The organism is Mesorhizobium sp. B2-3-12, from assembly GCF_006442205.1.
GTDB lineage: Bacteria > Pseudomonadota > Alphaproteobacteria > Rhizobiales > Rhizobiaceae > Mesorhizobium.
Window position 1 is genome coordinate 141036 of sequence record NZ_VFVR01000003.1, and the last position, 18603, is coordinate 159638.

General features: G+C 64.9%; 11 protein-coding genes. 5 read left to right on the forward strand and 6 right to left on the reverse strand.

From position 1 onward, the window contains the following. Window positions 1–478: 478 nt before the first annotated feature. Both FJ948_RS11005 and FJ948_RS11010 read left to right on the forward strand, forming a co-directional pair. Window positions 479–8560 (forward strand): autotransporter outer membrane beta-barrel domain-containing protein, encoded by an 8082-nt coding sequence (locus tag FJ948_RS11005; protein ID WP_281405355.1) that lies wholly within the window; start codon window positions 479–481, stop codon window positions 8558–8560. Between the two features lie 34 nt (window positions 8561–8594). After that, window positions 8595–9176 (forward strand): invasion associated locus B family protein, encoded by a 582-nt coding sequence (locus FJ948_RS11010; protein WP_140704225.1) that lies wholly within the window; start codon window positions 8595–8597, stop codon window positions 9174–9176. A 191-nt stretch (window positions 9177–9367) separates the two neighbouring features. On the opposite strand, the gene coaBC is transcribed toward FJ948_RS11010, so the two are convergent. From coaBC to ubiE, 4 genes are all read right to left on the reverse strand, one after another. Beyond that, a complete protein-coding gene (gene coaBC / locus FJ948_RS11015) occupies window positions 9368–10600 on the reverse strand; it encodes a bifunctional phosphopantothenoylcysteine decarboxylase/phosphopantothenate--cysteine ligase CoaBC (protein ID WP_140704227.1) in 1233 nt (410 codons plus the stop codon). After that, window positions 10597–11019 carry a type II toxin-antitoxin system VapC family toxin gene (locus FJ948_RS11020; RefSeq protein WP_140704229.1) on the reverse strand — a complete coding sequence of 141 codons (423 nt, stop codon included), beginning with the start codon at window positions 11017–11019 and terminating at the stop codon, window positions 10597–10599. The genes coaBC and FJ948_RS11020 overlap by 4 nt, the downstream gene beginning before the upstream one ends. 336 nt (window positions 11020–11355) lie before the next feature. Continuing rightward, window positions 11356–12930, reverse strand: a complete 1575-nt coding sequence (gene ubiB / locus FJ948_RS11030) for a 2-polyprenylphenol 6-hydroxylase (RefSeq protein WP_140704233.1) — start codon at window positions 12928–12930, stop codon at window positions 11356–11358. A gap of 70 nt (window positions 12931–13000) precedes the next feature. Beyond that, complete coding sequence (gene ubiE, locus FJ948_RS11035; RefSeq protein ID WP_140704234.1) at window positions 13001–13777, reverse strand: bifunctional demethylmenaquinone methyltransferase/2-methoxy-6-polyprenyl-1,4-benzoquinol methylase UbiE; 777 nt, start codon at window positions 13775–13777, stop codon at window positions 13001–13003. A gap of 134 nt (window positions 13778–13911) precedes the next feature. Here ubiE and FJ948_RS11040 point away from each other — a divergent pair, with 134 nt between their 5' ends. The 3 genes from FJ948_RS11040 to FJ948_RS11050 all read left to right on the forward strand — a co-directional run bounded on the left by FJ948_RS11040 (window position 13912) and on the right by FJ948_RS11050 (window position 16361). After that, window positions 13912–14886 carry an adenosine deaminase gene (locus FJ948_RS11040; RefSeq protein ID WP_140704236.1) on the forward strand — a complete coding sequence of 325 codons (975 nt, stop codon included), beginning with the start codon at window positions 13912–13914 and terminating at the stop codon, window positions 14884–14886. A 125-nt stretch (window positions 14887–15011) separates the two neighbouring features. Further along, window positions 15012–15641: a uracil phosphoribosyltransferase gene (gene upp, locus FJ948_RS11045; protein ID WP_140704238.1), complete on the forward strand. Its 630-nt coding sequence runs from the start codon at window positions 15012–15014 to the stop codon at window positions 15639–15641. Window positions 15642–15797: 156 nt separating this feature from the next. Next, the gene (locus FJ948_RS11050) at window positions 15798–16361 is read left to right on the forward strand and encodes a TIGR02281 family clan AA aspartic protease (protein ID WP_140704240.1); all 564 of its coding nucleotides are present in this window, start codon (window positions 15798–15800) and stop codon (window positions 16359–16361) included. Between the two features lie 108 nt (window positions 16362–16469). Here the strand turns inward: FJ948_RS11050 and deoA are convergent, their stop codons facing one another. Together deoA and FJ948_RS11060 are read right to left on the reverse strand one after the other, a co-directional pair. After that, window positions 16470–17789 (reverse strand): thymidine phosphorylase, encoded by a 1320-nt coding sequence (deoA, locus tag FJ948_RS11055; RefSeq protein ID WP_140704242.1) that lies wholly within the window; start codon window positions 17787–17789, stop codon window positions 16470–16472. Next, window positions 17789–18598 (reverse strand): purine-nucleoside phosphorylase, encoded by an 810-nt coding sequence (locus FJ948_RS11060; protein WP_140704244.1) that lies wholly within the window; start codon window positions 18596–18598, stop codon window positions 17789–17791. Before FJ948_RS11060 ends, deoA begins: the two co-directional genes overlap by 1 nt. Between the last annotated feature and the right edge of the window lie 5 nt (window positions 18599–18603).

An 18603-nucleotide genomic window follows, 5' to 3' on the forward strand; every position in this document is an offset into this window, starting at 1 on the left:
TCTGTTGCAAGTTAGTATATTCTAAAAAGGCCTGCGCTCCTCGACCACTCGCAAGAGCACCGGCCTTGATGCATCGAGCTTACTGCAGATTGCCAGCATTCTTATTGCATATCCATTGCATACGTAGATGTGGTTGCGGCGCCAAGCCCGGGGGCGGGTCAGGATGTCTGCAAACGGGGGCAAGTGTATGGCTTTGTTTTCAGGGCGCGTGGATGTCGTTGTAGGCGAAGCGCGCCCGGGCGCATGGATCGAATTTGGGGCTAACGGTGCCGGCAATTGCGGGCAGGCCGACGGGCAGACCGCTGGCCTTCGTGAAACGTTGCCTCCCCTTGCACCTTGCCGGTCCCATGCTGCGCACTCCAGGGTTTTGGCCGCTGTCGAGCCTGCTACGCGAGCATCGTCGACAGAGCGGGAAATTCGGCCATGGCGGTTATCTCGGCTGACGGCCTACACGGCGTTGGCCGGACTCGTCTGCCTGTTGCCGGCTCCGCTCCATGCCCAGGTTACGACCGTCGTCGGCACTGCGGGAAGTAATGGCTCCAATGTCGTGGTCGCGGGCACGAATGGTGGTACGGGTCATGCGCCGTCGCCTGATCCGCTCATTGTCAACAACAATCTGGTGATTTCCAGCGGGGGCCCCGTCTTTGGTGGGAGCTCGACAGGCGGGGCCGGCGGCACAGGCGGCAATGCCATCGGCGTCGGAATCTGCCCATTCTGTACCCCGGTGGCGCTTGGCGGCGATGGTAACAATGGCGCGGCAGGTGGAGGCGTCATTGCGGGCAATACGGGTGATTTGACCGGCAGTGCGGCCGGCGGTCACGGGTTGCTCGCAGAATCGATTGGCGGCCGGGGCGGCGATGGCGGATCCGTCACCGGCATAGGCAATGCGCTGGTTTCCTCGGGCGGCGACGCGGGCAACGGTGGCAATGGCGGTTCGGCGGAAGCCAATGCCGGCGTGGGAAGCGTCATCAACACTACGGGACCGAACGCATTTGGCATCCTGGCTCGTTCGGAAGGGGGATTGGGCGGTGACGGCGGTGGTATCAGCGGTCTCAGCCCACTATCGGCTCAGGATGCCGGCAATGGCGGCGGCGGAGGCTCAGGAGGCAGCGCCAGCGCGACGAACGACGGCGATGTGACAACCATCGGGAACTTTTCAACTGGTATGCTGGTCCGATCGGCCGGCGCATCCGGCGGTAGCGGCGGCAGCGCCGGCGGCATTATTCCCGGCATCATTGCAAGCGGTGGCAATGGCGGCCCGGCCACAATAGGCGGGACGGCGACCGGCACCAATAATGGCAAGATAGAGACCAGCGGTGACCATGCTAGCGGCATGGTCGTCCAATCGGTGGGTGGCGGTGGCGGCGACGGCGGAGGCGCCTTCGGACTGTTCGGCGGCGGCGGGGCAGGCAAGGGCGGCAACAATGGCGGTACGGTCACGGGCACGAATACCGGGACCATTATCACCAGGGGCGTCGGCTCGATTGGTATGCTTGTCGAATCCGTCGGTGGCGGTGGCGGTGACGGCGGTGGCGCGATTGGGTCAATCGCATTGGGCGGCTCGGGCGGCGGCGGTGGTAAGGGCGGTGACGTCTTCGCAGATATAGGCGGCAGCATCACGACCGGTGCCGATGGCAGCGGCGATGGAGCTCACGGTATCGTCATCCAGTCGGTCGGCGGTGGTGGCGGCAATGGCGGCTTCGCGATTGGTGTCGGCCCGGTCGCCGCTGTCGGCGTCGGCGGTTCCGGCGGAGCCGCCAGCAATGGCGGCAACGTCAACGTCCAGCAGGCCGCGGCCGGGCCGACGGTCGAAACGAGCGGAACCTCCGCTATCGGCATTCTGACGCAATCGGTCGGCGGCGGTGGCGGTAATGGGGGCGGAGCCTATACCGTCAGCGGCGCCGTCTCGGTTTCGGTTGGCGGTAAGGGGGGCGCGGGCGGCGCGGGCGGCGACATCATCTACAATGTCGGCACGTCGCATGTGACGACACACGGCTCCGACTCGACCGGAATCATGACCCAATCGGTTGGCGGCGGCGGCGGCAATGGCGGATTTGCCCTGTCCATCTCGGCGCTTGTCTCGGTCGGCGTCGGAGGCGAAGGCGGTCCAGGCGGCAAGGGCGGCACGGTCAGCATGACGACCGGCGGCAGCGTGGAAACATTTCAGGATCGCTCTACGGGCATCGTCGCGCAGTCGATCGGCGGCGGTGGCGGCAATGGCGGCGGCAGCATCGCGGGCAGCGCCGGCGTCAGCGTCGGCATCGGTCGCAAGGGCGCCGGCGGCGGCATCGGCGATGCTGTCACCTTCAACGGTACACAATCCGATGTGACGACGCATGGCGCGGATTCGGCAGGCATCATCGTGCAGTCGGTTGGCGGCGGTGGCGGCAACGGGGGCTTTTCGATCGCTGTCTCGGCAATCGTCTCGGTCGGTGTCGGCGGCAGCGGTGGGGCGGCCGGCGACGGCGGCGTTGTCGATGCGCGTTCCAATGGTAGCGTGACCACGTCCCAAGACCGCTCCGCGGGCATTATCGTGCAATCGATCGGCGGCGGCGGCGGCAATGCTGGCGTGGTGATCAGCGGCAGCACCGGTGTGAACGTCGGCGTGGGCGGCAGCGGCGGTGGCGGCGGCAAGGGTCTTGCCGCCAGCTTCGAGACGGACAATTCGGTCGTGAAGACGGACGGCGCCGATTCGATCGGCATCCTTGTCCAGTCTATCGGCGGCGGCGGCGGCAATGGCAGCTTCGTCGGTGGCATCGGTCTGGCAGCCTCCGTCGGTGTCGGCGGCAGCGGCGGCACGGCTGGCGATGCCGGCGCGGTCAAACTCACCGACAATGGCGGCTCCGTCACCACCACACATGACCGATCTTCAGCCATGGTGGCGCAGTCGATCGGCGGCGGCGGCGGCAATGGCGGCGGTGTCGTAGGGCTCGGCCTGGGCGTCAACATCGGGATCGGCGGCAAGGGTGCCGGTGGTGGCACGGCAGGCACCGTCGACGTCATCAACGCGGCTGCGTTGACCACCGGCGGATACAATTCGCACGGGCTGCTTGCGCAGTCGATCGGCGGCGGCGGCGGTTCGGGCGGCTTCAGCGTCACCGCCGGGGGGCCGTCCTTGTCGCTCGGCGGCTCGGGCGCGGCGGCCGGCAAGAGCATGAAGGTTTTCGTCAACAATTCGGGCAAGATCATTACGGGTGGCGACCTGTCCAACGGCATTTTTGCGCAGTCGGTCGGCGGTTCAGGTGGTGATGGTGGTTTTGCCTTGGCTGCCGGGCTTTTTGCCGCTGTCGGCGTCGGCGGCGCGGGTGGCGCTGGCGGCGAGGGCGGGATTGTCGAGGTCCTCAACAACAACAACATCAGCACCTCAGGCGCGCTCTCGAACGGCATCCTGGCGCAATCCATCGGCGGCGGCGGTGGCAATGGGGGCAGTACGGGAGCCCTTGCCGCCGGTGTGTTTGGCGCAGCCAGCGTGGCTATCGGTGGCGGTGGTGGTGACGCCAACCTGAGCAAGGAAGTTACCGTTACCCACAAAGGCGACATTCACGTCGCCGGCGTAGGCTCGAAGGGCATTCTTGCGCAATCGGTGGGTGGCAGCGGCGGCAATGGCGGCGCTGCTTACTCCGGGGCCTTCAGCGGCGGCCTCTACGCTTCCGCCGCCGTCGGCGTGTCTGTCGGCGGTGCCGGCGGTAATGGCGGGCCAGGCGGCAAGGTTACCGTCAAGGCGGATGGCAATATCCTCGCCGACACCGACGCGGTTGGCTCTGGTGGTATTGTTGCACAGTCCATCGGTGGCGGCGGCGGCAATGGTGGCCGCGCAGTCACCATGACCGGCGCGGTCAGCACCAACGCCAGCATCAGCCTCGGCGTGACGGTTGGCGGCTGGGGCGGCGACGGCGGCCTCAGCGATCTGGTGACGGTCGAAACTGGCATCAACGGCGGCGGCAGCATCGTTACGAAGGGCTATCAGGCCGTCGGCATTCTCGCCCAGTCGGTCGCCGGAAGTGGCGGCAATGGCGGTGATTCCTGGGCAGCAGCGGGCGGTTTCGGGTCCGATGTAAGCGTCAACGCGACGGTCAGCATCGGCGGCGGCGGCGGCAAGGGCAATGTCGCCGGCAACGTCGATGTCACCAACGCCATGACAATTCAGACCGCGGGCGACATGAGCGCGGCGATCATCGCGCAGTCGATTGGCGGCGGTGGCGGCAATGGTGGCTCCACCAACGGCGCTACGGCGGATCTCAGTGGCAGCGAAGTCAATGTCGCGGTCAATGTCGGTGTCGGCGGCGGCGGCGGCTCGGGCAATGTGTCGGGCGTGGTCGATGTGATCAACAGCGGCAAGCTGACGACGACGGGCGATTTCTCCTCGGGTATCGTGGCCCAATCGCTGGGCGGCGGCGGCGGCATGGGTGGGTCCAGCAACGCCAAGGCGTTCCACGTCGGCGGCACCAGTGACACCAGCGTCAGCGTCAATGTCGGCATTGGCGGCAAGGGCGGTTCGGGCAACGACGCCGCCTGCTCAAAACTGGACGGCGGCGGAAATATCATCTGCACCGGCGTGCATGTCGACAATTCGGGCGAGATACGGACCCACGGCTTCAATTCGATCGGCATCCTGGCGATGTCGGTCGGCGGCGGCGGCGGCGGCGGCGGTGCGGCCTCGACGGATGAGGAGATCGTTGGCGGGGGCAGCGAAGGCGACACGTCCGTCGGCATTGGCGCGGCCATCGGCCTTGCCGCCGGCGGCGCCGGCAATGGCGGCACGGTTTCGGTCACCAATAGAAGCCTGATCGTGACGGACGGCGCGGACTCGTATGGCATCAGCGCAAACTCCATTGGCGGTGGCGGTGGCGTCGGCGGCTCGGCGACGTCGGGCGTTATTGGCAAATATGCCATCGGCGGCGCGCTCGGTGGTGCCGGTGGCGGGGGGGGCAACGGCTTGCAGGTCGATGTCACCAATCTTGCCTCGGGCGAGATCTGGACCAAGCAGGAGCGATCCATAGGCATCTTCGCGCAGTCGGTGGGCGGTGGCGGTGGCGCCGGTGGCGCCGGCCAGAGCACCGGCAAGACGGACGCCTCGGAAGTCAGCGTCAACCTGTCACTGGGCGGATCAGGCAACGTCGGCGGCAATGGCGGCAAGGTCAACGTCACGAACGGCGGCTACATCCTTACCGAGAAAGCGTATTCACACGGCATCCTGGCGCAGTCGATCGGCGGCAGCGGCGGCGTCGGCGGCGCTTCGGGCACCTCGGCCAAGAACGCCAATGTGGCCATAACACTCAGTCTCGGCGGCGCCGGTGGCGACGGCGGCAAGAGCGATACCGTTCATGTGACCAACCAGGCGTCGGGCGAAATCCTGACGAAGGGAGACAATTCGCACGGCATCTTCGCGCAATCCGTCGGGGGCGGTGGTGGTGCGGCCGGCGCGGGCTCGACCGAGACCGGCAGCGCAGAGACGGCGGTGACGCTGGCGATCGGAGGCTCGGGCGGTTTGGGCAGCAGAGGCGGGGACGTGATCGTCGACAACCACGGCAAGATCACGACGGAGGGCTATCTTTCGCATGGCATTTTCGCGCAATCCATCGGCGGCGGTGGCGGCGCCTCTGGCGCGGCCGCGAGTGCTTCCAAAGCCGACATGACCATCGGCGGAGGTGCAAGCGGTATCATTCCTCCAATAAACGGCGATCCCGCCGAGAAGGCCAATGGCGGGTATGTCGAGGTCAACAATGACGGCGTGATCATAACGCACAAGGCTGGATCCTACGGCATCTTCGCACAGTCGGTCGGCGGCGGCGGCGGGTACGGCGGAACCGTGACCTCCGACGCGGCGGGCGACGATTCCGTGACGATCGGTCTAGGCGGCAAGGGCGGCAATGGCGGCGACGGCGGCGATGTGAAGGTCACCGTCTCCGGCTCGATTGAAACATTCGGCGACCGCGCGCATGGCGTTGTGGCGCAGTCGGTCGGCGGCGGCGGCGGTGTCGGCGGCGACGCAAAAGGCAAGACCTCGAACGCGCTCGGCATCGGTGGCCTTGGCGGCAAGGGTGGCGATGGCGGCGACGTCACCGTGATCCGCACCGGCACCATCACCACGCACGGTGTCGATGCGGTCGCCATCATCGCCCAGTCGGTCGGCGGCGGCGGCGGCATCGGCGGCGCCGGCTTCGGGCGCTTCGGTGCCACGGCCGACGGCGGCAGCGGCATCGACAACAACACTATCGGCTTCAACACGTTTGCAGGTGCCAAGGGCAATGGCGGCACGGTGATCATCGAACAGGATGGTGAGATCGTCACCGATGGCGAGCGGGCACATGGCATCGTGGCCCAAGCGGTCGGCGGCGGCGGTGGTCTGGCTGGCACGCTCTCTACCGGCGCTGCCGGTTCCGGTGGCGGCATCGGCGATGCGGCTGCGGCGTCGGCGACGGCGATGAGCCAGGTTTGGGTCAAGGGCGCGAGTTCCTATGCCATGTTCGGGCAGAGCGCGACAGGCAATGGCGACGCTCATACGGTCGACCTGACGGCGGGTGACAGCCTGTTCGCACAAGGCGCGGATTCGGTGGCTGTCTATGGCGAAAGCACTGCCAAGGGCGCCAAGGGCAACATCACCATCAATCTCAATGGGCAGTATACGATCGGTGGCGCCGGAACGGGTGTCGCGGCGATGCTGGTCGGCGGGGCCAACAACACGTTGACCAACCACAGCCTGCTCTATGCGATGGGCGCGAATCCGACATTCGACATCCAGGCATCGCAGTTCCAGGCATTTCAAGCCCTTCTGCTGGCGCCAGGCCCGGTGGTGCCGACAAACGCGATCCTGGAATCGCTGCTGGACGATTTCAGCCCGCTCGCCATCACCGGCACGTCGGGCGATGATCATGTCAAGAATTCGCCGACGGCCGACACGCTCGGGCGCGTCATCGGCAATATCGATCTGGGCGGCGGCAACAACAGCTTTGAAAACTTCGCCGACTCCTCGATGGTCGCTCTTAAGACCATCGATCTCGGTGGCGGGCTGTTCACCAATGACGGGCTTTATACCAACCAGGGCATCGGCGTGGTTGCCAAAGTCGATGTCGGAGGCGGTTTCACGCAGGACGCCAGCGGCAATTTCGTCACCGATATAGATCTCAACAACCAGATCACGGATGCCGTGGCACTGACGGGAGCCGGCGATTTCGACGGCACGGCGCCTCTCAACTTCCTTTCCATCGACAAGCTGTTTACCGCCTATACGGTGGCCAAGGGCGCTTCCATGACGGACGCTGGCATCGTTGCCGCGATGCCCGTGGAGCATCCGGCGGCGGGTTTCAATTTCATTTTCCAGGTCGAAAACGGCACCGATCTGGTGCTGACCACCGACAATGACACATTCCTGGAACTCGCGCAGGATCCGCAGTCCGGCGTCAACGATCCGGGCGTGTTCCAATTGGCGCAATATCTCGATGACATCGAGGCGGCGTCCACGCCGGACAACCCGATGGCGCGCCTGATCAATCTGGTTCGTTTCCTGCCAAGCAAAGCCGAGATCGGCGCGGCGTTGACGCGGCTGACGCCGCACTATGCCGTGCATACGTTCGACATGATCAACCGCGAAACCGACATCATGCTGGAAACGGCGCGCGAATGCACCGGCGTTCCCGCCTACAAGAACCCCGACGGCCGTTGTGTCTGGGCAACGATCAGCCCGCAGGCCGAATACACCCGCGATGCGGGTGCCGGAACCACGACCCGCGACGACGTGCTGAAGACGATGTCGCTCGGCGGCATCGGCGAGGTCGGCCAGAACTGGTCGCTTGGCGGCACGATCGGCCGCACGGAGTTCGATTCCCGGATCGGCTTCAATGGCGAGCCGCTGTCGCAAACCAGCGGCGAAGCCTGGCAGGCTTACGCGCTGGCGAAGTACGCCGACAAGAACTACTTCGTCGATTTCGCGCTCGGCGGCGGGACCGGTTCGTTCAAGGGCGAACGCGATACCCATATCGATCCGGCGTTCTTCGTTCCCGGCGAAACGCTGGAAGGCATCTATCTGGACGAGGAAATGCTGCCCGGGATCGGTAACAGCGTCACCTACACGCAGAAGACCGCGCAGTTCGGCGGCTCGGCGCGGCTTGGCTTCACGCAACAGATGGGCGCGTTCTACCTGCAGCCGACCTTGCAGTTCGACGCGCGCTGGCTGCGTGTTTCGGGCAAGGAGGAAGGGTCGGTTGCCGGTTTCAACTTCGACGGTTCGGCAAACACCTTCTATGCGGCGACGCCGGCGCTCGAGATCGGAACCGACATCCCACTCAGCGACATTGCCAGCATCCGCCTCTATGGAAAGGCCGGGGTGGAGTTTTCCACCAAGGAGTGGGAAATCGAAGGCCGCTTCGCCGCGGCGGAGAATCTGCCCGGCAACCCGGCATTGCACTTGACGGAAGCGATCGATTCGCCGCTCTATCGGGTCGGCGCCGGCCTCGAGCTGAATGGCGTCAATGGCGTCGGCATGTCCGTCAGGTATAATGGCGCCTTCGGCGAAACAGTGAAACAGAACGCAGTCAGCGCGTCTCTCAAGGTCAGTTTCTAGCTGGCTCGGGGCGGTGCCGGGCGGGAGGGTCTTGATGAGGAAGTACGCGTATTTCGCAGCAGTGCTGGGTGTGGCCTGTATCGCAGGCCTGCCGGCCATGGCGGCGCAAACCAAAGGCGACAAAGTGGCGGCAACGCCGCCCGCCGCGGCTGATGCGCCGCAACTGCCCGGTGGTGCCTCGGCATTGTCGGAAACCCATGGCGACTGGACCGTCAATTGCCAGATAGCGGGCACCAACAAGGTCTGCAGCCTGTCGCATCAGCAGTTCAACAAGCAAAACAACCAGCGGCTTCTGGCGATCGAGCTGTCGAGTAAGACTGGCGAGGATGCGACCGGAACGCTTGCCTTGCCGTTCGGTCTGGCGCTCGCCAAGGGCGTCACCCTGACCATCGACGACCAGAAGCTCGACGGCAGCCTGCCGTTCAACACCTGCCAGGTGGTCGGCTGCCTGGTGCCGGTGGCGTTCGATGCCAATGTCACGCCGCTGCTCAAGAACGGCACCACTCTCAAGATCGACGCGGTCGCGGCCGATACGGGCCAAGTCGTAAGTTTTTCCATTCCGCTCAATGGCTTTGGCGGGGCGCTTGCCCGCACGGCGGAGCTTTTGGCCAACTGACGGCTGGGTCGACCGTGGTGTGGCTAGAGCGGTTCAGCGTTTGATAGAATCGCCGAACCGCTCTAACTCTTTGTTTCCAAGCAATTCCCAAGGGGAAGCGCTACGCGCTTCTCCCGGGAAAACCGCTGCACATTTTTCCTGGAATTGCTCTAGCAAGTGTATTGGCGGCAGGGGGCTGCCGCCAATACACTTCAAACGACGATCGTTTTCAACCGCTCGGCGATGAGCGCGGCTAGCCGCGTCGCCACCTCGTCCTTGGTCATTTCAGGCCATTCCTCCACGCCCGCCTTCGATACGATCCGCACCCGGTTGCGATCGCCGCCCATCACGCCTGAAGGGCCGATGCCGCTTTCGTGCGACACGTCGTTGGCGACGATGAAATCGGCGCCTTTCTTGCTGAGCTTGGCCTCGGCGTTGCGCAGGAGATCCTGGGTCTCGGCGGCGAAGCCGACGACCAGGCCTGGTCGCTGCTCGTGGTGGCCGACGCCAGCCAGGATGTCGGGGTTCTCGACCATGCGCAGCACCGGCGGACCTTCGCCCGCCACCTTCTTGATCTTCTCGCCGGCGGAATTCTCGGTTCGCCAGTCGGCAACGGCGGCGACGAACACCGCGGCGTCGGCGGGCAGAAGCTGTTCAACGGCCTCGCGCATCTCCTGCGCCCGTCCGACATGGATGGTCTTCACCCCGGCCGGGTCGGCGATGGTGACGGGACCGGAGACGAGGCGCACATCGGCGCCGAGCCTTGCCAGTGCGGCGGCAATGGCGTGGCCCTGCTTGCCGGACGAGCGGTTGGCGATATAGCGCACGGGATCGATCGGCTCGTGCGTCGGGCCTGACGTGACGATGATCTTGCGTCCCGCCAGCGGCCTGGGGCCGGCATCGAGCAGCGCCTCGACGGCGGCGACGATTTCCAGCGGCTCGGCCATGCGGCCTTCGCCGGCCTCGTTGCTCTCGGCCATCTCACCCCTGGCGGGGCCGACGAAGCTGATGCCGTCCTTGCCGAGGGTCGCGCGGTTGCGGCGGGTGGCGGGGTGCGACCACATTTTCGGGTTCATCGCCGGGGCCATCAGCACCGGCTTGTCGGTGGCGAGGAGTACGGTCGAAGCCAGATCGTTGGCATGGCCATTGGCGAGCTTGGCCATCAGGTCGGCGGTAGCCGGCGCCACCACCAGCAGGTCCGCCTCGCGCGACAACCTGATATGGCCGACATCGTGTTCATCATTGCGATCGAACAGGTCGGTGAAGACATGGTCGGCGGACAGCGCGCCGACCGACAGCGTCGTGACGAATTCCTGGGCTGCGGCAGTCATCACCACTCGCACAGCCGCACCACGCTCGCGCAGCCTTCGGATCAGGTCGAGCGCCTTGTAGGCAGCGATGCCGCCGCCGATGATGAGCAGGATGCGCTTGCCGGAGAGGGTCATGCAGCTTCCCAAGGATTAACTATGTTGATGCCGCAATCGGCAAAATCGGCAACATTTCTGGTAACAACCGTAAAACCGTGTGACCGCGCAACCGAGGCGAGTTGGGCGTCGAATTCATGGACAGGATGTCCCAGAAATCGCCTTTTCGAAACAATCTCCGCATAGGTTTCTGCTTCTCGGTCACCGAATGCGAGCACCGGAGTCTTGAGCCAGGTGGCAAAGAAGGCCCCGATTACATCGCCCAGCGCAGCCTTGCGTTTTCCACCGGGCATAGACGCAAGTCCCAAAAGCAGTTCTGCCTTGGTCATCGCCGTGACGTATGAATGGATCGAAAACGAACTGTCCATCCAGGCAGCCACTCCTGCATCGGGTATTGGTTTGAAAATTTCCGAAATGACATTCGTATCCAGCACGAACATGGTCAGTCGAATTTCGGTGGCTCGCGCGCAGGACCGCGCTCGGGCAAGTGGATATCGAAACCACCATGGGGTTCCACCAACCTACGAATTACAGCGTAAAGCGACTCGCCTCGATCACTCTGGTCGGAGCCTTCTGAAAGAACGCTGGTGGCAAGAATATTACGAACCTCCTCCTCCATAGACACTCCCCTGACCGCAGCTCGCTGCCGCAATCTCTGCTTCACCCTGTCATCGAGATTGCGGACTGTTATCGTGCTCATAAGATCGCTCCTGTGTCCTAAATCTAGGCCACCGGTAGAATGATTGCAATGACAGCACCGCTGTCATTGCAATCGCTCAGAGCAGCTTCCAGGCGATATAGACCAGCGTCAGCGCGATCACCCACAGCGCCACGCGGCCGGAGCGGCTGTAGCGGGCCTCGGCCTTGCCGATGGCGCGGGCGGTGGTCTCGTCGAAGCGCAGCCCGTGCTCGGCCATCAGGTCGATCTCGCGCGACAGCCGGTCGGTTCGTGCGGCCAGTTCGGGCGCCTGGCGGGCGAGGGTCAGCAGCGCCTTGGCGCCGTCGCGCGCATCGATCATCATGCCGCGCGGTCCGAGGTTGCCGGCGATCCAGCCGCCCACCACCGGTTCGGCCGTCTTCCACATGTTGAAGGCGGGATCGAGCGTGCGCGCCACGCCCTCGACCACCACCATGGTCTTCTGCAGCAGGATCAGTTCGGGCCGCGTCGCCATGTCGAAGAGTTCTGTCACCTCGAACAGCAGCGTCAAGAGCTTGGCCATGGAGATGGTTTCGGCCGGTTGGCCGTGGATCGGCTCGCCGATCGCCCGGATCGCCTGGGCGAAAGCCGCGACATTGTGTTGGCGCGGGACATAGCCGGCCTCGAAATGCACCTCGGCGACGCGCAGATAGTCTCGCTGGATGAAGCCATAGAGGATCTCGGCGAGGAAGCGGCGCTCCTTCTTGCCCAGCCTGCCGGCAATGCCGAGATCGACGGCGACGATGGTGCCGTTGGCCTCGACGAACAAATTGCCCGGATGCATGTCGGCGTGGAAGAAGCCGTCGCGCAGCGTATGGCGCAGGAACGATTGGATGAGGTTGGCGGCGATCGCCTTGAGGTCGTGGCCGGCGGCTTCGAGGCCGGCGATGTTGTTCATCTTGACGCCATCGACCCATTCCATGGTCAGCACGTCGCGGCCGGTGCGCTCCCAGTCGACGGAGGGCACGCGGAAGCCGGGATCGTCCCTGGTGTTCTCGCCAAGTTCGGAGAGTGCGGCCGCCTCGAGGCGCAGGTCCATTTCGATCTTTGTGGTCTGGGCCAGCGTCTCGGTCACCTCGACCGGCCGCAGCCGGCGCGAGGAGGGGATGTATTTTTCCTGCAGGCGGGCGGCGAGGAAATAGCTCTCCAGGTCCTGGAAGAAGCGGCGGCGCACGCCCGGCCGGATGACCTTCACCGCGACCTTGGTCGCGGCGCCGTCATGGAGGGTTTCGGCGACGTGGACCTGAGCGATGGAGGCGGCGGCGACCGGGTCGCCGAACTCGGCATAGAGATCGCCGATCTTGCGCCCGAGCGAGGCTTCGATCGCTGCGACGGCCTCGGCTTTGGGGAAGGTGTGCATCTTGTCCTGCAGCATGGCGAGATCGAGCGCCATGTCGTTGCCGACGACATCGGGCCGCGTCGCCAGGAACTGGCCAAGCTTGACGTAGGACGGGCCGAGCCGGACCACCGCCTTGGCCAGCCGATCGCTGCGCTCATAGGCGAGCGCGCGGCGGCGGGTGAAGAGCCGCGCCAGCCGCCAGCCGAATTTCGGCAGGCCGGACAGTTCCTCGCCGGGCAAGGCGGCAACGACGCCCTCGCGCACCAGCACCCAACCGGCCCGTACCAACCGGAACCCAGCGCTGAGGGTGCTCATGGCCGCGTCCGCCCCGCCGGTTCATCGAACTGGCACAAGGTATATCGCATGTCGGAGATGGACGACGGCTTCAAAGCTTCCAGCCCGAATGCAGGGCCGCTATGCCGCCGGAATAATTGCGGAAGGAGACGCGGTCGAAGCCGGCGCGGGAAATCATCGCGGCGAAGTTTTGCTGATTGGGGAATTTCGCGATCGATTCGACCAGATAGGAATAGGGCTCGCCGTCGCCGGTGACCATCTTGCCGATCCTGGGGATGGCATTGAACGACCATGCTTCATAAGCCTTGTCGAGCAGCGGCATCTCGACCTCGGAAAACTCCAGGCACAGGAGCCGGCCGCCGGGCTTCAGCACGCGAAACGCTTCAGCCAAAGCAACTTCGATGCGCGGGACATTGCGAATGCCGAAAGCGATGGTGTAGGCGTCGAAACTGGCGTCAGGGAAGGGCAGCTCCTCGGCATTGGCCTCGACGAAATCGGTGTTGGCGGACAATCCCTTCTTTTCGGCCCGGTCGCGGCCGACGGCGAGCATCGAGCCGTTGATGTCGAGCACGGTGGCATGGGCATGGCCATGGCTGGCATCGACGATGCGGAAGGCGATGTCGCCGGTCCCGCCGGCCACGTCCAGGACCTTCCAGCCCGCGCGCTTGGGCGGATTGAGCCAGGCGACCATGGCATCTTTCCACAGCCGGTGCAGGCCAGCCGACATCAGGTCGTTCATCAGGTCGTAGCGGTTGGCGACCTTGTGGAAAACATCGTTGACCAGAGACTGCTTCTCGCCTTCCCCTACACGCTTGAAACCATAGGAGGTTTCCATGCCGCCGGCGGCCGTGGTTCTCTCAACTGACATTTTTTTGATCCGTCATAAAACCGGCGGGACCATAGCCGATCGATGGTGCGGGCGCTATTGTTTAAGGCGCGGTGTTCGGCCGCGCTTCCAGGTGGCGGGTTTTCAAGACCTGGACTGACCGACGGGATGTTTGAATGCCTTTGAAAGCGGAACTGCACTGCCACATTGAAGGGGCAGCGGCGCCCGATCTCGTCATCCGCCAGGCGCAGAAATACGGCAAGGACACCTCGCCCTATATCCAGAACGGTTCCTTCGTCTGGCACGATTTCACCTCCTTCCTCGCGGCCTACGACTTTTCCGCCGACCTGTTCCGGACGGAGGAGGATTATGCACGGCTGGCCGACCACTATCTGACCAGCCTGGCCCGCGACGGAGCGATCTATTCCGAGGTGTTCACGTCGCCGGACCACGCGGCGAAGGCCGGGCTATCGCCCAAGGCCTACACCGACGCGCTCGGCGAGGGCATGCTGCGCGCCAAGGCCAAGACCGGCATCGAGGGGCGCATGATCGTCACCGGCGTGCGTCATGTCGGTGTCGAGTCGATCGAACAGGCGGCGCGTTTCGCCGCGCGCTGCGGGCACCCGCTGGTCACCGGTTTCGGCGTCGCCGGCGACGAGCGCATGGGTGACATGGAAGACTATGTCAGGGCTTTCGAGATCGCGCGCGAGGCGGGGCTCGGCATCACCATCCATGCCGGCGAACTGACGGGCTGGGAGACCGTCCAGGCGGCTCTCGACCACATCCGTCCGTCGCGCATCGGCCATGGCGTGCGCGCCATCGAAAACCCCGACCTTGTCCGGCGCATCGCCGACGAGGGCGTCGTGCTGGAGTGCTGCCCCGGCTCCAACATCGCGCTCAAGGTGTTCGACAGTTTCGCCGATCATCCGTTCCCGGCCCTGCGGGCCGCCGGCTGCAAGGTGACGCTCAACTCCGACGATCCGCCTTATTTCTGGACCTCGCTGAAGCGTGAATACGATATCGCCGCGGAGCATTTCGCGATGAATGAGAAGGCGCTCGCAGCGGTCACCAGGACGGCTATCGAGGCGGCTTTCGTCGATAGGAAGACCAAAACGGCACTTCTTGCCCGGCTGAATGGTGCCTCTCGCTGATTTCGGCGAAATCTGTGGTCCGGTGAAGCCAGGCGGTTCCTTGCCCGGCGCATAGTCGCTAGGGTCTCCCGAGCTGCCTGCCGCGCACGCGCGCATCGGGCGACACCGCATCAGGAGAGAACATCATGAAGGGCGTCACCGTCGTCGACCATCCGCTTGTCCAGCACAAGCTGACCATCATGCGCAAGAAGGAGACCTCGACGGCAGGTTTCCGGCGGCTGCTGCGCGAGATATCGCTGCTGCTCGGCTACGAGGTCACCCGCAATCTTGAACTGACGACGACGACGATCGAAACGCCGATGGAAACCATGGAGGCGCCGACGCTCGAGGGCAAGAAGCTGGTCTTCGCCTCGGTGCTGCGCGCCGGCAACGGCCTGCTCGAAGGCCTGCTCGACCTGGTGCCGGCGGCCCGCGTCGCCCATGTCGGGCTCTACCGCGACCATGAAACGCTGGAAGCGGTCGAGTATTTCTTCAAGGCGCCGAGTGATCTGCACGACCGGCTGGTCATCGTCGTCGACCCGATGCTGGCGACCGCCAATTCGGCGATCGCGGCGATCGACAAGCTGAAAGAGCGCGGCGCCACCAACATCCGCTTCCTGTGCCTGCTGGCCGCGCCCGAAGGCATCGAGCGCTTCACCAAGGCGCATCCCGACGTCCCGGTCTTCACCGCGTCGATCGATCGCCAGCTCAATGAGAAGGGCTACATCATGCCCGGCCTCGGCGATGCCGGCGACCGCATGTACGGGACGAAGTAGCACCAGGCAAAGTTGCCTGGCACGATTTACCAAGCGTTTACGCAAAGACATGGTTTTGGCGCGCATTAAAGCGGCAAACACCATCCAGCGCTAGTGAATCGGCTCTCTTCCCGAAAATCACTTCCGATTTTCGGAGTCATGCGCCGAGGCCGATCCATGCTGCGCAAGCTTCTTGTTCTCAGCGTCTTTGCCGGTGCATCGGCGTCGATCCCGGTCGTCTACCAGTCGAATCCGCGAATATTCGAAAACCTGCTGAAATCGGCGGTGACGGCCAAGCCGCAAGCCGAGGCACAGCCCGAGGTCAGCCTGGCCTCCGTTCCCGACAAGCCGGTGGCGCCGCTGCCGACCGGGCGCAAGGTCGTGGTCGCGGCGGACGGGCGTGGGCACTTCTCGTCCACCTTCAAGCTCAACGGCCGTCAGGTCGACGGCATGATCGACACCGGCGCGACGCTGGTGGCGGTCAACACCTCGACGGCGCGCCGGATCGGGCTGTCGCTCAATCCCTCCGATTTCAGCCATGAGGTCAACACCGCCAACGGCACCATCAAGGCAGCCGTGGTGACGATCGACCGCCTGCAGATCGGCAGCATAAGCGTCGAGGGCGTGCAGGCGATCGTGCTCGACGACAAGGCACTGCGCACCAATCTGATCGGCATGAGTTTTCTCAACCGGCTCGGCAAATACCAGGCCGAGAACGGCACATTGCTGCTGGTCCAGTAGGATGCCGCTGGCGAGGTTCAGTGTTAGATAGAATCGCTGGTCCGCTCCAGCTCTTCGTTTCACGCAATTCCGGACGGAAAACCGTTACATACTTTTCCTGGGATTGCTCTAGCCGCGCGGCAGAATCCGGCGGATGACCGACTTGTCGGCGGCCGGCTTCGACGCACCGATCGCATAGGCTGAAAGCACGGTTGCGGCGGCTGCCTCCGCATCGGATGGCGAGCGCGCGTGGATCAGCGCCAGCGCATCGCCGGCGTTTACTTCCGCGCCTATGGGCAGCAGCCTGGTGATACCGACCGAGGGATCGATCTTGTCATCGGGCCGGGTGCGCCCGCCGCCCAGGCCGACCACGGCGAGGCCGATGTCGCGGGTGGCGATGCCAGTGACGAAACCCTGCGAAGTCGCCTTGACCGCGAATTCCGTTGCCGCCTCGGGCAGGTATTTCTCCGGCTTTTCGATGAAGTCCGCCGGGCCGCCGAGCACGGTCACCATGCGCGCGAAGGTGGCGGCGGCGCGGCCGCTGGCCAGCGTCTCGGTGGCGCGGCGCATGCCGTCCTGGTTGGACGATACCAGCCCCGCCGACTGGAGCATTTCGGCGGCAAGCGCCAGCGTCACGTCCTCCAGTCGCCGGTCACGCAAGCGGCCGGTCAGGAAATCGACGGCATTGCGCACCTCCACCGCATTGCCGGCGGCCAAGGCCAGCGGTTCGTTCATGCCGGTGATCAGCGCCGAGACCTTCAGCCCCGCACCGCTGGCGACCTCGACCAGGCTGTTGGCGAGCGCGGTCGCGTCGCGGGATTTCTCCATGAAGGCGCCGTTGCCGACCTTGACGTCGAGCACCAGCGATTGGAGGCCCGCCGCGAGCTTCTTCGACAGGATCGATGCGGTGATCAGCGGCACCGATTCCACGGTTCCGGTCACGTCGCGGATGGCGTAGAGCCGGCGATCGGCAGGCGCCAGATCGGCGGTCTGGCCGATGATGGCGCAGCCGGTTTCCAGCACCGCCTTGCGGAACAGCGCGATGTCGGGCTGGCTGGTATAGCCGGGAATGGCATCCATCTTGTCCAGCGTGCCGCCGGTATGGCCGAGGCCGCGTCCCGAGATCATCGGCACATAGGCGCCGCAGGCGGCGACGATTGGCGCCAGCATCAGCGAGACATTGTCGCCGACGCCGCCCGTCGAATGCTTGTCGGTGACGGGGCCTGGCAGATCCGACCAGTCGAGCACGTCGCCGGAATCGCGCATGGCAAGCGTCATAGCCACCGCCTCGTCGCGGTTCATGCCGTTGAAGAACACCGCCATGGCGAAGGCCGCGACCTGGCCGTCAGTCACGGTGCCCGACGTCACGCCGTCGATGAAGGCGGCGATCTCGTGAGGCGCCAGCCTGTGGCCGTCGCGCTTGTGACGGATGATTTCCTGGGGAAGCATCAGCTCTCCAGCAGCCCGTCACGGAACACACGCTGCAGCACCGTCGCCAGCCGCGATCCGCCAACCGGCGCCATGTCCTTGGTTTCCTGGTGCGAAAGCTCGGCTCCGGTCATGCCCGCGGCCAAATTGGTGATGACCGAGCAGGCGGCGACGCGCAGGCCGAGGAAGCGGGCGAGAATGACCTCCGGCACCGTCGACATGCCGACGGCGTTGGCGCCCATGATGCGCGCCATCCGGATCTCGGCCGGCGTCTCGAAGCAGGGGCCCGAGAACCACATATAGACGCCCTTGTGCAGCACCGTGCCGGTCGCCTTCGCCGCGCTTTCGATCGCCTGGCGCATGCCGGCATCATAGGCTTCGGTCAGGCCGACGAAACGACGGTCGCTCGGCTCGCCGATCAGCGGATTGGTGCCGGAGAAGTTGATATGATCGGTGAGCAGCATCACCGATCCCGGCGGCATGCCCGGATCGACCGAGCCGGCGGCGTTGGTGAGGATCAGTTTCGTGATGCCGATGCCGGCAAGCACTTCCAGCACCGGCCGCATCGCGGCCGCGTTGCCATGCTCATAGTAGTGGGCGCGGCCTGACAGCATCAGCACCGGGGTGCCGGCAAACTCCCCGGCGACCACTTCGCCGGCATGGCCGCTGACGCCGCTCCTGGGAAAGCCGGGGAGGTCGGCATAGGAGACACGGATCGGATTCTCGATCCGGTCGACCAGGCCGCCCAGGCCCGAGCCCAGCACCAGCGCGGTCGGCGGCGCGAGGCCGTCCAGTCTTTCGATAAGGTGGTCGACCGTTTTTTGCGTCATGGCAG